The 15,168-nt window shown below is 61.0% G+C and carries 12 protein-coding genes; 2 read left to right on the top strand and 10 right to left on the bottom strand.

Annotation, left to right across the window (positions count from 1 at the left end):
* Positions 1–76: 76 nt before the first annotated feature.
* Positions 77–1,558 carry a PTPDL family protein gene (locus G5S37_RS07470; protein WP_165202312.1) on the bottom strand — a complete coding sequence of 494 codons (1,482 nt, stop codon included), beginning with the start codon at positions 1,556–1,558 and terminating at the stop codon, positions 77–79.
* A 145-nt stretch (positions 1,559–1,703) separates the two neighbouring features.
* Here G5S37_RS07470 and G5S37_RS07465 point away from each other — a divergent pair, with 145 nt between their 5' ends.
* Both G5S37_RS07465 and G5S37_RS32220 read left to right on the top strand, forming a co-directional pair.
* Positions 1,704–2,510, top strand: coding sequence for a ParA family protein (locus tag G5S37_RS07465; protein WP_165202310.1), 807 nt, complete (start codon positions 1,704–1,706; stop codon positions 2,508–2,510).
* Positions 2,491–3,444: a hypothetical protein gene (locus G5S37_RS32220; protein WP_206026345.1), complete on the top strand. Its 954-nt coding sequence runs from the start codon at positions 2,491–2,493 to the stop codon at positions 3,442–3,444. Before G5S37_RS07465 ends, G5S37_RS32220 begins: the two co-directional genes overlap by 20 nt.
* A gap of 71 nt (positions 3,445–3,515) precedes the next feature.
* On the opposite strand, the gene murG is transcribed toward G5S37_RS32220, so the two are convergent.
* From murG to G5S37_RS07415, 9 genes are all read right to left on the bottom strand, one after another.
* Positions 3,516–4,769, bottom strand: coding sequence for an undecaprenyldiphospho-muramoylpentapeptide beta-N-acetylglucosaminyltransferase (gene murG, locus G5S37_RS07455; RefSeq protein ID WP_165202308.1), 1,254 nt, complete (start codon positions 4,767–4,769; stop codon positions 3,516–3,518).
* Positions 4,770–5,027: 258 nt separating this feature from the next.
* On the bottom strand, positions 5,028–6,206 hold the full coding sequence (locus G5S37_RS07450; protein ID WP_165202306.1) for an FtsW/RodA/SpoVE family cell cycle protein: 1,179 nt from the start codon (positions 6,204–6,206) through the stop codon (positions 5,028–5,030).
* A 49-nt stretch (positions 6,207–6,255) separates the two neighbouring features.
* Positions 6,256–7,329, bottom strand: coding sequence for a LysM domain-containing protein (locus G5S37_RS07445; protein WP_165202304.1), 1,074 nt, complete (start codon positions 7,327–7,329; stop codon positions 6,256–6,258).
* Positions 7,326–8,702 (bottom strand): UDP-N-acetylmuramoyl-L-alanine--D-glutamate ligase, encoded by a 1,377-nt coding sequence (murD, locus tag G5S37_RS07440; protein WP_165202302.1) that lies wholly within the window; start codon positions 8,700–8,702, stop codon positions 7,326–7,328. The genes G5S37_RS07445 and murD overlap by 4 nt, the downstream gene beginning before the upstream one ends.
* A gap of 19 nt (positions 8,703–8,721) precedes the next feature.
* Entirely contained in the window at positions 8,722–9,942 is a 1,221-nt protein-coding gene (gene mraY, locus G5S37_RS07435; RefSeq protein ID WP_165202300.1) for a phospho-N-acetylmuramoyl-pentapeptide-transferase, read from the bottom strand.
* The gene (gene murF, locus G5S37_RS07430) at positions 9,939–11,318 is read right to left on the bottom strand and encodes a UDP-N-acetylmuramoyl-tripeptide--D-alanyl-D-alanine ligase (RefSeq protein WP_165202298.1); all 1,380 of its coding nucleotides are present in this window, start codon (positions 11,316–11,318) and stop codon (positions 9,939–9,941) included. The genes mraY and murF overlap by 4 nt, the downstream gene beginning before the upstream one ends.
* Positions 11,315–12,832, bottom strand: a complete 1,518-nt coding sequence (locus G5S37_RS07425; protein ID WP_276617028.1) for a UDP-N-acetylmuramoyl-L-alanyl-D-glutamate--2,6-diaminopimelate ligase — start codon at positions 12,830–12,832, stop codon at positions 11,315–11,317. The genes murF and G5S37_RS07425 overlap by 4 nt, the downstream gene beginning before the upstream one ends.
* Positions 12,829–14,793 (bottom strand): penicillin-binding protein 2, encoded by a 1,965-nt coding sequence (locus G5S37_RS07420; RefSeq protein ID WP_165202294.1) that lies wholly within the window; start codon positions 14,791–14,793, stop codon positions 12,829–12,831. Before G5S37_RS07420 ends, G5S37_RS07425 begins: the two co-directional genes overlap by 4 nt.
* Positions 14,790–15,164, bottom strand: a complete 375-nt coding sequence (locus G5S37_RS07415; protein ID WP_206026344.1) for a hypothetical protein — start codon at positions 15,162–15,164, stop codon at positions 14,790–14,792. The genes G5S37_RS07420 and G5S37_RS07415 overlap by 4 nt, the downstream gene beginning before the upstream one ends.
* Positions 15,165–15,168: the final 4 nt, after the last annotated feature.

Below are 15,168 nucleotides of genomic sequence, written 5' to 3'. Positions count from 1 at the left end.
AAGGGCGCGTCAACCTCGCTCGCAAGCGGGGGACGCGCCCTGAAACGGACTGGGAAGCCAGACCGGAGGTCTTGAATCAGGCGTCGGCCTTCTTCTTCTTTCCGAGGACCATGGCAAGGATGAGGACCAGCAACAGACCACCGCCAATGTAGGGGATGTAGTCATTGATCTTGGCGAGCATGCCGGGCTCGGGCTCTGGAGTGGTGGTCGCAGGAGTCTTGGGCTTTTCGGAGGAGGACTTCGCTTTTGTGGTCTTTTTGTCGCTCTTCGTGTCCTTCTTGTCATCGGACTCCGACGACTTCTTGTCCTTGGTGGTAGCGGACGAGGTCTTGCCGGAAGCTTTTTCCTGCTTCTCCTTCTCACGCTGGCGCATGGCTTCCTCGATGGGATTGGCCGAAGGATTTTCGGCGTCTGCGTCGGTGGAAGCAGCCACCGCCATGGCTCCGCCAGCCTTCTGCTGCGCTCTCATCCGCTCTTTCAGCGCACGGAGCTCTTTCTCGACACGAGCCATCTCGGTCTTGTTCACCATCGCGGTCTTCAGGTCGCGCAGCTTCTCCAATCCGGCTTCCGCTTCGGCGGGCTTTTCGTCCACAATGTTAGCGAGCACGGCGCTCAGCTCTTCGTTCTCGCTCCGCAGAGCGGCCTGGTCGGTGGCCTTGAGCGTTGCCGCCTCCTTGTTCACCGTGTCCATGGCTGCCTGAATGGACTTGATGTCAAACTTGTAGACATCACGCCACTTGATCTTCTGCTTGGTCTGGGCCTCGACTGCGCTCTTGAAGGCGCGTGCCTCTTGATCGATGGAAGACTTGGTGAGGGCGAGGTCCGCACCCTGCAGTGTCTTCAGGCCGTCCTCCCGCTGCTTCGTGATCACGGGGTGCTCGGCCACCATGACAGAAAGCTGCTTCTGGTACAAATTGAGGATTTCCAATGCCTCAGGAATGGCGTCCACATACTGCGTGGAAGCACCATACTGGGTGCGCAGTTTTTCAAACAGTCTCAGCGCTTCGCGGTAACGTTTCTCATCCGTCCCCTCCATCGCCGCCTTCATCGCGATGCGGGCGCGGTAGGCCTCGATGTTGTAGGCTTGACGCTTGGCGGTCGCGGCATCCAGCCACTCGCCCTGCATCTTGACCTGGCCATTCACGACCTTGTTCTTCTCCTCAGAGAGGATGGTGATCATCTTCTCGACCTCCGCAGCTTCGGGGGTGCCGGGGAACTTCGCCACAAAGGTGCGCAGCTTGTCCTGGATGACGCGCTCGTAGTCGCCACCGGTCATCAAGTCTGGCGTGGGAAGCACCTCGCCCAGCTTCTGCTCGGCATACGCCAGCTGGGCCGGGGTGAGGCGGATCATCTCCTGGATGTCCGCCTTCTGGATGGTCTTCTTGTCCTTGATCTTCGGTGTGAGGTTGTATTCGAGGATGACCTCAGTGTCCGTTTCGTTGAGGACCTTCCCCTCCAGTTTCTCTCCGCTTTTCAGGGTGATGGTGTCCGCATGGGCGATACCCAAAGCCAAAAGCAGGCTCGCAAACAGGGGTGTAAACTTGAACTTCAGTTTCATGTATGGCGCTTGGTCTCGTGATTTTTTGGGGAAAGTCCTTCGATCCTAGTAAACTGCCCTCCGTCAGTAAAGACTTTTGCCAACCTGCGCCATGTAACGCGAACATTTCGCTGCAAAGCCGGCGATCTTCGCTAACCTCACCCACGTGATAGCTCTCGCCACTGCCAGTCAAAAAGGAGGCGTCGGAAAGACGACCGTCTGCATCAATCTCGGCCACGCCCTCGCTCGCCGCGGTTGGAATACTCTTCTCATCGACACAGACCCCCAGGGCGGCATCGGGCTCTCCCTGAGCAGGAACACCCGGAAGAAGCGTGGATTTTATGACTTCCTCATGTCGGGCGGAAACGTGCGGCCCTACGTCCTGCCGACGCGCCTGCCGGAGTTCAGCATCCTGCCCTGCGGCGTGCCGGACGCCTTCCTGAAGGCGGGTCGCGTGGACGATGCACCCCAGAAAATTCAGGACTTGCTGAGGCAATGCGACATCCTCGGCTACGACGTGGTGCTCATGGACACCGCCGCAGGCCTGACCAGCATCACCGAGGTGGCCGTGCGCGGCTCGGACTGGGTGCTCGTTCCCCAGCAGGCGGAGCCCCTCGCCGTTCGCAGCGTCCCCCTGCTGCTGGAGACACTGGCCCGCTTCCGGTCGGAAGGATCCCAGGTGCGCGTGGCCGGCATTCTGCTCACCATGCTCATGGCGAATCACGAGGCCAGCCTGAAAGTGGCCCGCGAACTCCGCGAGATGCTTCCCGCGTCCTTCCTCTTCAATCAGGCCATCCCACGCGACCCCCTCTTCCTCGAAGCCAGCGCGCATGGCCTGCCCCTCGGCCTGCTCCGCAAGAATCCGCCGGCCACCGCTCTCCTGTTTGATCAACTCGCCGCCGACATCGAAGACCGCACCGGACTCAGCACCCGCAAAGACCAGCTCCAAAGCCATGCAAGTCTCCTGGATTGAACCTGACGAAGTGCGGGCTCTGGCTGCGCTGTTACACGGGACCACATCAACAGGCACAGGAGGCGGCTGGGATATCCAGACGCTGCCGGATGCCTCTCAACCCCGCCAGCAACCGCTCCTGCCACAGGGACCGGAACCGGCCACCAACAACTCGGAGCCTGCCCCCAGCGCTCTCTCCGCGCCGGCGTCAATCTCTCAGCCGCAGCAGCCCCAGCCTCCCAGTGCCGATGTGGTGCTGATTCGCGAGAAGCTGCGCGTGATTCGGGATCGAGCCAAGCATGCAGGACTGATTCAAGATGAACCACCTGCGGTGCAGGCTGCACCACCTTCGGCTGCGCCTCTACAAGCGCCCATGGCACCCCCGGCACCTCCGCCTCTCAGCCAGCTGCCGCCACTCTCAAGCCTGCGTCCCGAGCCAGCACCAGCACCTGCACCGGCACCTCCTGTCGAGGCCGTCGCTCCGGTTCCAGCTCCCGCGCCCGCGCCTGTTTCTGTTCCTGAAGCTGCCCAAGAAGAGGCCTCCCCTGCCCCGATTTCCGCCATAGCTCCCGCCTTCCAGCCCATGGAAGGGCCCATCACCGAGCGTCTGGAGAATTTCACCCACTGGGCTGCCCGCCTCACCGGGGCCACAGAAATCCTCCTGGCAGATGACCACGGCGATATGCTGTGGGGAGTACCCACCCATCCCTCGCTGATTGTCTCTGCCATGCTTGCGGTGCAGCAGGAGTTGCGAGCCAGTGCAGGCAGCCTGCACCAACCCTTGGGCATCCTGCAGGTCAACGTGGGCGACCTCGGTGACGTGCATGTACTGCCCTGCTCCACCCGCTTCGGGCTGGTGACGGTGATCCTAGTCGATGCCCCCGTCCTGACGGAATCGGCAGCGGCTTCCCTGCGGGAGGCTCTCGTTCTTTCCGTGGAAGTGGGAGGCAGCTAGCCAGCCCTCTTCGTCCGCGGGTTCTCAGGAGCCCGCGAGCCGGAAATCATGCGCGTTTGCCTGTTCAGTCCTTATTCTTCCAAGGCATCCGCAATCGCCACGGCTGCCTTGGGGTGCGCCATGGTGCGGGCTGCGGTTTGCATCTTCTGATGGTGCTCCTGATCCTGGATGAGCCGGCGGACCTGGGCTGTCAGTTCTTCCGGTGAGAGGTCTGTTTCCTTAATCATCAGACCAGCCCCCGCTTTGTCGAAGATGGCCGCGTTTTTCGTCTGGTGATCGTCGGCCGCATAAGGATACGGCACCAGAATGCTGGGCACGCCAAACGTGGCCAGCTCCGCAAGGGTGGAGGCACCACTGCGGGCGAGGGCGACATCCGCCACGCGGTACGCGAGGTCCATGCGGTGGCAGAAGGCGGCCACATGCGAGCGGAGCCGGATTTCCTTCGGAGCATAAGCATCTGTCATCTCCTGGTAGTCCCCCGGACCGGTGATGTGCAGGATCTGAATGCCTAGTGCATCGAGTTGGTCAAGCGAATGCGCCACGGCGTTGTTGATGCCACGGGCACCCTGGCTTCCGCCAATGACCAGCAAGGTGGGCAGGTCCCTGTTCAAGTTGAAGAAGGCATACGGATCTTCCGAGGTTTCCGTCGCCGCCCAGAGCAGGGCACTGCGCACCGGCGTTCCCACGGTGCGCTTCACTTTTTTCTCAGGGAAATACTGGCCGCACTCCTCAAATCCCAGCAGGACTTCATCGCAGAACCGGGCAGTCAGTTTGTTCGCCTTCCCCGGGATGGCATTGGAATCGTGAATGAAGGTCTTCACCTTGCACTGCCTGCCCGCCAGCACCGGGGCAAACGAGGTGAAGCCCCCCATGCCCAGCACCGCAGTCGTCTGGTGCTTGCGGATGAGTTCCTTGCATCGCTTGAGGCCGCTCCACACGCCCATCATGAAGCCCGCCATCTTGGGTGACCATGGCTTGGGCATGGCCAGGAAGGGCATCTTTTCAAAGGTGAGCTTGCTGTGGCCGCTGGCCGCCAGCGCATCGATCTTCTTCTCGCTGATCAACAGGGTCACGTCATGGCCGCGCCCCTGGAGAATCTCAGCAACCGCGATGCCGGGGAAGAGATGCCCGCCCGTGCCGCCGCACGCGATGAGGTAGTGCTTCTTCCCGGAGGATTTCTGTGCACCTGCCGTGTTTGTGCCCTGCTGCTTCTGCCTTTGCTCCACCTGCCTGCCATTGGGCGCCGGCTGATTTGATTTCTGCTGCTGCTTCTGGTTGGGATTCTGGTGGCGTTGGTGCTTGTTCTTTTTGCGCGGGTTCTTCATCGAGCAGAAAGGGTTGGTCCTGCGCTGCACGGGACTCCGGGGGCGGAATGGAGTCGCAGGCGCGAGGGCGATTCAAAATGGGTGGGTGGTAAGAAACTGGAAGCAACGATCTGAGATCGCTGCGCGTCAGCATTCCTTGCGGGATAAAAGCGGAAACCTTTTCGAGTTTCTCGAAACCATGGAAAAATGGCGGATACGTGTTGCACGTGATCGGGGCGCAAAAGACCGGAACCCGCCTTGGTGAGCGGGCTGCGGTTGTCAAAGAGAATGCGCGCCATGGGTGGCGGCTCTCATACCGCCCCGGCGCGTTTCCAGCAAGTCCTTCCTTGCCACCGTTCCGAACGACTTGCGGTGGATGGCCACAAGGATGCCCACACTGATCATCGCAAAGAGGAGGTTCGTGCCGCCATAACTTACGAAGGGAAGCGGCAGTCCCTTGTTGGGCAACAGTGCCGTGGTGACGCCCATGTTGATGAGAGCCTCCAGCGCCAGAGTGACGGTGATGCCAACAGCCACCAACCGCATGAACCGGGTGGGAGCGCGATGGGCGATGATCATGCCGGCAATCGACACACTGATGAAGAGGCCCATAATCAACAGCGTGCCATACAGACCGTGCTCTTCACCGACGTTTGGAAAAATGAAGTCCGTCTCCGATTCCGGCAGGAAGCCGCGCTTCATGCGCCCGTCCCCCGCTCCCACGCCCTCATACGACCCGCTGCCGAGGGCCATGAGCGCGCGCCACTGCTGAAGGCCAATCTCATCCTTGTACTTCTCAAGATCCAGGAAGGCCATGATGCGTGCCACGCGGTTGGGCGTGAGACGAATCGCCAGCCCCAATGCCCCGCCTGCAGCGACCACCACAGCGGCCAGGTAGTACCAGCGCGTGCCGGCGACATACATGAGCGACACGCCCACGGCAGTGACGAGCGCCGCCGTGCCCAGATCCACTTCACCCGCGATCAACAGCACCGTGACCGCCAGCAGACATCCGGGCTTCACGAAACCACCGATGAACTCCCGCGTCAGGGGCTCATACCGCGCGAACCATCCCGCGAGCACGATGATGATGGCGAGCTTCGCGACTTCCGAGGGCTGGAAGCTCGGCCTGTCCAGACCCAGGGAGTGCAGGCTCACCCAGCGGCGGGCGCCATTGATCTCCTTGGCGAAGAAAGGCACATAACACATCACCAAACCCACCAGGGCGACGCCGAAGATCCACCAGCGGTACTCGTACAGCTTCTCCGGATTCAAGAATGCCACCACCACCGCCACGACAACGGCCAGCCCAAGCCACGTGGCCTGGTTATTCATGGTGGCGTAGGTCTGCTTCTCACCCTCCTCCAGATAGTAGCCCGTGCTCGCCAGCATCACGATGCCAAACGCCGAGAGCAAGGCTACGGAGAAGAGCAAAATGTAGAGGCTGGCGCGATGCATGCGGAGTCTCCAGTACGGACCTTCTCAGACTCTGAAAACTGAGACCCTTCTACTGCTTCGGCGGTACTTTAAGTACGGCGCCAATCTTCAGCTTGCTTGCGTCCTTGATGCCGTTGAAGCGCATGAGTTGATCCGGCGTCACGCCGTACTTCCGTGCGATGGCATAGGGCGTCTCGCCCGCTTTCACCGTGTGAGAGGCGCCATTCCCGGGCTTGGCCGCGGCAGGCTTGGCGGTGGCGGGTTTCGCAGCTGCAGGCTTTGCTTCCGCGGGCTTGGCCGCAGCGACAGCAGGCTCAGCCGCCGGCGTCTTCTTGGGCTCGGCCACTTTGGCGACGGGCTTGGGCTCAGCAGGCTTCGCAGGAGCGGGCTTCGTTTCCACGGGTTTGGCCACTGGCAGGGAGTCTTCCACGTGCTTCTTCGCAGGCTTGGGCTCCTCAGGAAGCTTATCCTCCACCTTCATGGGGCGGGTCTGTGCCACGGCCTCCACTTTCTCCGGCGGCATGTCGAGGACGACCATCTTCGTGGGCTGCGCTATCGCCTTGACCGGCTCCACGGCGCGGAAGGTCTCCATGACCCCCGGCTTGGTGGTATGCTGTACGGCCACCACCGTCTCCTGCGGCGTGGGGCCGGGCTGCGGCACCTGCGGAGGAAGAGCTACGGCGGCAGCCTTCGGCGGCGAATTGTCGAGCACCACAAGCTTCTTGCCAGCAGTGATCGAGTTGCCACGATCGAGGCCGTTGAGCCTGACAATCTCATCTGCAGGAGTGCCGGTCTTGTCCGCGATCGTCTTGATGGAGTCACCCGAGGCGACGATGTACTCCTTGGTCTTCCCCGGAATCACTTGAGGCGGCGTGAACTTGCCGGAATCTCCGGATTTCGGCGTCGGCGCTGTAGCATCCACGAACGCAGGCTTCGGACGATCAGCGACAAGATTGTAGAGCACCACGGCTCCAATGAAGAAGGCATGGAGCAGCAACAGGAAAATGAAGATGCGACTGGCGTTCCCGGTTTTGTTTTCGTCTTCGAGCATGTCGGCATCGGCCGCATCCGTGGCCACGTAGTGTCGCCAGAACTTGTCCGAATTGAAGTCCTCTGGCTTCTTGGGAGTCGTCTTGGGTTTCATGACAGCGTCTCCTTCGTTTGGGTTGGTTGCTTGGCGCTGGAAAGGTTGAGCACGGCATCGCGGAACACATTGCCCCGCTCCGCGTAGCCGCTGAACATGTCGAATGATGAAGTCCCCGGACTGAACACGATGCTCTGCCCTGGACGGGCCATTTCCGTGGCGGAAACGACGGCATCCTGGACTGTTGCAACCCGTTCACACGGCACCAGATCGGAGAATTGGGCCGCAAGCTTCTCTCCGATCTCGCCCAAGGTCACCAAGGCGGTGACTTTCTCCCGAAGGAGCGGACGAAAAGGAGTATAATCGAGACCCTTTTCTTTGCCACCAACAATTAACACTACCGGATTATCTTGCGATTTTAAACAAGTTTCTAAAGCGTGGAGGTTCGTGGCCTTCGAGTCGTTGATGTAACGACGGCCATCGACCTCCGCGACGAATTCGCAGCGATGTCTCGCGGGTTCATAACCCGCCAGGGCCGGCACGAGCTCCTCGAACTTCAGCCCCATCGCCCAGCCGGCGCCGAGGGCGGCCATCTGGTTTTCGATGTTGTGCCGCTCCTTCAGAGGCAGATCGGACACATGAGCGATGCGCTGGCCACGGAAGAGCACGCTGTCATTCAGAAGCTGGAAGTCCGCTTCCACGCCAGCCTCTGTGGTGAAGGTGATTACCTTCGGCTTCAATTCCCCCAGTGGCTCGCCTGCACGGATTACGGCGAAGTCCTCCTCCGTCATGTAGTCGAAGATGTGCTTCTTCGCCGCGAAGTAGGCTTCATTGTCCGGATAACGGTCGAGGTGATCCGGCGCAAAGTTCAGCCACAGTGCCACTGTGGGACGGAAGCTGGTGATGGTCTCCACCTGGAAAGAACTCACCTCCACCGTGAGCACATCATATTCAGCCTCGGCCACCGCGACCTCGCTGATGGCGTGGCCGTAGTTCCCACAGGCGATGGTCCGGCGACCGCACACGTTGAACATGCGCTCCACGATTTCCGTGGTGGTGGTCTTGCCATTTGTGCCGGTGATGCCCACCACGGGAATGTGGCTGAGCGCACGCCAGGCATACTCCATTTCGCCAATCAGAGGGACGCCCGCGTCGGTGAACACCTTCGGCAGCGGCCATCCGGCATCGAGCCCCGGACTGGTCACCACCAGATCAAACTTCTGCGCAGCGCAGGCTTCCCTGGCTCCCTCCAGGCCGAGCACCACACGGAATCCCTCACGCTCCAGGTCCTCGACAGCCTTCCGCAGCTTCACCGGATCACCTTCATCAAAAACCACCGGCACCGCACCCTGCTTGCGGGCAAGACGCGCCGACCCGAGACCACTGCGACCGGCTCCGAGAATGGCTATGTGCTGTTGTGGAGTGGAGGCCATGAAATGAAGCGAAATGGAGCTAGCGGAGCTTGAGCGTCGAAAGAGCGATGAGGGCGAAGATGATGGAAAGCATCCAGAAGCGCACGACCACCTGGCTCTCCTTCCACCCGCCCAGCTCAAAGTGATGGTGGATGGGGGACATGCGGAACACACGCACCCCACGCGTCTTGAAGCTGGCCACCTGGATCATCACCGAGCCGGCTTCCATGACGAACACGCCACCCACGATGAGCAGCAGGATCTCCTGCTTGCAGGCAATGGCCAGAGTCGCAATGGCACCGCCGAGGGCCAGGGAGCCGGTGTCACCCATGAACATGCGGGCGGGCTGGCAATTGTACCAGAGGAACCCGAAACACGCTCCCACCATGGCCATGGCCACGATGGTCATCTCATCCGCAAGGCGGAAATAAGGGATGAACAGGAAGTTCGAGAAGGTGACGTTGCTCGTAAGATAACAAAACGCGGCATATGCCAACCCAGTGCTGATGGAACACCCCGTGGCCAGGCCATCAAGACCGTCGGTCAGGTTCACCGCATTGGAGAAGCCGACGATGATGAATGCAAACAGCACCACGGCAAAGATACCCATATCCTCGATGAGAGGCTCCTTGAAGCCGGGCAGCACCAGGCTGCGGTAGCTCACCGGCAGCTTCACCTCATTGAGCACAGTCGCGCCGGCCGGGGTTGTGGAAGTGATGGCATCCGTGACGGGGGTGAAGGTGGTGCGGCTGGTGGTGACCGTGCCGTCTGGCATGGCGTACGCGAGAACCCACGCAGCCACGATGGCGACGCTGAACTGCCAGACGAGCTTGAAGCGGGCACTCACACCCTTGGAGTTCTTCTTCGCCACCTTCTCGTAGTCATCCCAGAACCCGAGCAAACCTAGAAGCAGCGTGGTGATGAGGCAGATCCACACGAGCCGGTTGTGCCAGTCTGTCCAGAGCAGGACGGAAGCGACAAAGGTACCCAGCATCAACACGCCACCCATGGTGGGGGTGCCAGCCTTCTTGCCATGGAGGTCGAAAAGCTTCTGCACCTCCTCCTTGCTCCGGATGGGCTGGCCCACCTTGAGCGAGATCAGCTTGCGGATCACCCGCTCCCCAAACATCAGCGACAGCAGGAAGGCCGTGAGGAAGGCCCCGCCCGCGCGGAATGTGTGGTAGTGAAAAACATTCAACAGCTTCGCAAGGAAGCTGTCCGCAGCGAGGTGCTCTCGGAGTTCAGTGAGCCAGTGGATCATGGGGAGGTTTCCAGGTGATTGAGAACCTGTTCCATCGCCGTGGAGCGGCTCCCTTTCAACAAGACAGCATCACCTTCCTGAAGCCAGGCCCGGAGATGCTCGGCACACTCGCCATGCGAGGTGAAGTTCCTGCTTTCGCCCGTGCCGCCGCTGGCGGTGAAGGCATTGGAGATTAAAGCGGCCTCCGGACCCACGGTGTAGACCGCGCCCATGCCGCAGCGCGCGGCGAACTCGCCCACCTCCCGGTGGCCCTGCTCGGCATGCGGACCGAGTTCGCCCATCCGGCCCAGCACAGCCACGCGGCGCCCCTTCACCTGCATGGTCTGCAGGGTCTTCAGCCCGGCCTTCATCGAGTCCGGGTTGGCATTGTAGGAATCATCCAGGAACACCACGCCGCGCCAGGACTTCACCTGCAGGCGGCCTTTGGTCAGTGAGGCAGCTCCGAGCGCGGCAGCAATCTCATCTGGTGATACACCATGATGCCAGGCGCATGCGGCTGCCAGGGCTGCATTTCCCACCATGTGCTCGCCTGGTACAGCGAGCTGAATCTGGACCTGCGCTGTCCCGCCAAAATCGAGCGTGAAGCGTGTGCCCTGGGCGCCGCTTTCATGAATGGTGGCGCGCACCTCACCGGCATTCACACCGGCGGTGATGACGCGCGCCTTGCAACGGGCGGCGATGGCTGGCGTGAAGTCGTCATTGGCATTCAACACCACGACACCACCGGGGTGCACGGCTTCCGCGAGCGTGCCCTTCTCCAGGGCGATGGCCTCACGCGAACCCATGTACTCAATGTGGGCGATGCCGATGTTCGTGATGATGGCCGCATCCGGCCGGGCGATCTCCGCAAGCGGCGCGATCTCCCCGGGATGGTTCATGCCCATTTCCACCACGCCGCAGTTGTGCTGCTCCTCCATGCTCAGCAGCGTGAGGGGCACACCAATGTGGTTGTTCAGGTTCCCCGCCGTGGCCATGGCCTCATACTTTTTCCGCAGCACGGCTAGCGTGAGATCCTTGGTGGAGGTCTTCCCATTGCTGCCGGTGATGCCGACGACGAGTGGCTTGAGAAGCTGGCGATGACGTGCGGCCAGCTTCTGCAGAGCCACAAGTGTGTCCGGCACTTCGATGACTGCGCAGCTCAGCGATCCCGTATCCGCAGGAAGCTTGCTCACCAGCACAGCGGTCGCGGCGGCTTGCGAAGCCTGGTTCACGAAGTCATGCCCGTCGAACTTCTCACCGACCAGTGCGATGAAAAGCTGGCCCGCCACGAGCTTGCGTGAGTCCGTGCTGACACTGCGGCAGATGCGCTGTGCGTCACCTTTGATGAGCCTGCCCTCGCAGAACTCCGTCACCATCTGGACGGTGAGCGGGATCATGGCCGGCCTCCCTCCTGCTGCTTCTTCAGGCGAATCTCGCCTTTGATACGCGTATTGCGGTCGAGAAGCTGGCGAGCGATCTTGCGATCGTCGAAGTCATGCTTCACGCCCTGGATATCCTGATAGGGTTCGTGGCCCTTGCCGGCAATGACGATAATGTCGCCATCGCGCGCGCCCTGCAACGCGGTATCGATGGCCTTCTTGCGATCCACGACCAGCATGTGGCTCTCACGGGTGAAGCCCTTGCGAGCGTCTTCCATGATGCGCTGGGGATCTTCCATGCGGGGATTGTCGCTGGTGAGGATGCAGACGTCGCTGCTGTCCTCCACCGCCTTCGCCATGAGCGGACGCTTGAGGCGATCACGATCGCCACCGCAACCAAACACGGTGATGATGCGCGAAGGACGAAGCGCGCGCGCCGTGGAGAGGGCATTGACGAGGCCGTCCGGCGTGTGCGCGTAATCCACAAAGACGTGGAAGCGGTTGTTGTCTGGCGACACGCGCTCCATGCGTCCCGGGATCTGCGGAGCCTGCGCCATGGCGCGAACAGCTTCGCGAAGATTACAGCCCGCAGCATACGCGCCAGCCACCGCGGCCACCGTGTTGTAAACATTAAACTGACCAATCAACGGTGTGCGCACCAGGAACTGACGCCCCTTGTGATGCAACTCAAACGTAGTGCCGGTGAGGTCATAACGTGGGTCGCCCACGCGGAAGGTCGCGAGCGGGCCGAAGCCGTAGGTGATCAATCCGGGATGGGACTGGTATTTGTCCGCAAGCTGGCGACCCCACTTGTCATCCGTGTTGATGAGCAACTTTCCCTTCGGATGTGCCGCGGTGATCTCGAAGAGCTTCATTTTCGCGATGAAGTAATCCTCCATCGTCCCATGATAATCGAGATGGTCCTGCGTGAGGTTGGAGAAGATGGCCACCTCATAGGGCACGCCGTGCACGCGATGCTGATGCAGCGCATGCGAGGACACTTCCATGGCGACCGCGCGGCATCCGTTGTTCACCATCTCGGCCAGCAGGCCCTGCAGTTCCAGCGACTCGGGCGTGGTATGCGTGGCGGTCTTGAGATTTCCTCCCGTGTCAAACACCACCGTCCCAAGGAGTCCGCAGCGGATCTGGGCATGATTCAGCAGATGATGCAGCAGGAAGCCCGTGGTCGTCTTGCCATTGGTACCAGTGACACCGATGGGCTTGAGCTTCTTCGCCGGTTGGCCGTACAGCGCCGCCGCCATCTCTGCGAGAGCGATGCGGGTGTTCTTCACGTGCAGCCACACCACCTTGCAATCGTCCGGTGGCGCGGTTTCCGCCACCACGGCGGAGACACCCTGCTCGAGTGCATTCCCGATGAAGTCATGGCCATCCGTCTTGCTGCCACGAAGTGCAAAAAAGACCACGCCGGCATTGGCCTTGCGTGAATCATAAGTAAGCGACTCCACCTCGGTATCGAGGCTTCCGCTCACGACGGGTTTTTCCAAGTTTTTGATTAAATCACGAATTTTCACTGGCCTTCTCCTTTACGATCAGATGCGGTTACGGTCTTGCCGTTGTAAGCGATGGCCATGGTTCGCAAGCAGCGATCCATAAGCTGGGCAAAGATGGGTGCGGCGAGCTTGCCACCGCTCACCGTTTCCTCCGACTCGGAGGGATCATCCACCACGATGATAGCGCACAAGCTGGGATTGTCCGCAGGGGCAAAACCAGCGAAAGAAACGCAGTAGTGGCCCTCTGCCACACCTCCGCGACCAACGGTCTTGTAGAGCTGCGACGTTCCGGTCTTCCCGGCGACGATGATTTCATCCACCGCAGCACGGGCGCCAGTACCCTTGGGGCTTTGCACCACACCCACCATGGCCTGCGTCATGAGTTTCGCAGTCTTGTCACTGCACACACGACGCACCACCTGCGGCTCGAACTGGCGCAGCAGATCGCCCTTCTGATCGCGAATCTCCTTCACGATTTGCGGCTTCATCAGATTGCCACCATTCGCGATCGCCGCCACTGCCATGCACATCTGCAAAGGAGTGACCGTCATGGCGTGTCCATACGCCATGCGGGAGAAGGTAAGTCCATCCCACGTGGGCGTACCGGGCTTGTGCACCACACCGCCTGATTCATTCGTGAGCTCAATGCCGGTGGGCGCGCCAAAACCGAAGTCACGCACGCTCTTCAGGAATCGCTTCTCCCCCAACCTCGCGGCGAGCAGATAGGCCGCACGATTACTGGACTGGGCAAAGGCCTGCATCACGCTGACATCGCTCTGGCAATGGTCGCTAATGTTCAGCTTCGCGAAGACACGGAGCGAAGAATCAATGTTCAGCATCTCGTTGGGCGACGCCACCTTCGCATCGAATGCGGCAGCGTAGGTCACCACCTTGAACACAGAACCCGGCTCATACGGCGTACTCACGGCGAGATTCGGCGTCACGCCATTTTGCGCATCGCGGCGGATGTGTGGGCGGCTGGCCATCGCGAGGACTTCACCGCTCTTCGGCTCCACGAGCACGGCGATGATCCGCTTCGGACGGTAGAATTCATTCGCTTCCTCCAGCACTTCCTCCAGCGCGTCCTGCAAATGCAGGTCGATGGTCAGCATGACATCATGCCCGTGCGATGGCTGCACGGTCTCTCCGCGGAACGCCGTGAGTTCGCGGCCCTTGCGATCGCGCTCGATCCACTGGTAGCCATCGCTGCCGGTGAGTTCCTTGTTAAACACTGCCTCGATGCCTTCCAGCCCGACCTGCAGGCGGCGCGCCTGGCGATGTGAGGCAAGTTCTCCCTGGCTGATGAGCTCACCGGTCTCCGGATCCGCAAAGCGATCATTCACATAACCCAGCACATGCGTGAGCCGATCTTCGGAGGGATAGAAGCGACGCACGAACGGACGCATGGTCACCGCCACGATGCGATTCTGCTCCAGCATGGTCCGCCACGTCGCCGCTTGATCCTCTGACATGGGCGCGAGCCAGGCAAATTCCGAAGGCTTCTCGCTGCAAAGCACGCGCTCCATCTCGGCGAGCGCGCCTGCCGAGGGCTTCGTCGTATTCTCCGCAGTGCAGGCCAGCAGCCGGGCAACATGCTGGCGATAGAGCGTGAAGATTTGCTCCGGCTCCATCTCGCGCGCGATGGCCTTGGGCGTGCGCTTTTCCAGGATGGCGAGGCGCGCGGTCACGTCGTTGATATCCCGCATGCGGTGGGTGTGCACCCAGAGCTGGTGCAGCATCTTGTCATGCGCGAGGAGTTCGCCATTGCGGTCGCGGATGGGTCCACGCATCGCGGGCAAGGTGCGCTTCGTGCGCAGCATGGCCTCCGTGCGGGCGAGCCACATCTTGTGCTCCTTCACCTGGACCTGGTACAGCCTCCACCCCACCACGCCGAAGCATGCCAGCAACAACACCGTCACCAGCACCATGCGTGCGGGCAACCAGCGGTTGATATCTGGGGGTGCTTTCTGCGAGTTCTTCATGGCTGGACAGAGCCTGAATCAGACGCGGGCGGGGGCAGCTTTGCCATCGGCACCGCGGGTACGTTGATAATGTTCTTCTTCTCGATTTCCTTGAGCTGGGTGCGCTGCGCAGCAAGACGATCCTTGAGATGCTTCGGCGCGAGTACTTCTTTGATACTCAGTTCCAGCGCTCGAATCTCCTGATCCAGCGAGGCAATCTGGCGCTCCACCGCCTGCTGATCGCGACCGATGGCGTGCGTCTTGTTTTTCACCAGCGTCTTCACCAGGGCAGCACCACCCACAGTGACGGCAATAAGCATGAGCACAATGCCCAGCCCAACCTGCGAGGACTGCGCATGGGCAGCACGTGGTTGGTTGCGATGGCGGGGCATGTTG

The organism is Roseimicrobium sp. ORNL1, assembly GCF_011044495.1.
GTDB lineage: Bacteria > Verrucomicrobiota > Verrucomicrobiia > Verrucomicrobiales > Verrucomicrobiaceae > Roseimicrobium.
The sequence above is the reverse complement of the archived record's forward strand: the minus strand, read 5'-3'. Positions and strand labels throughout refer to the sequence as shown.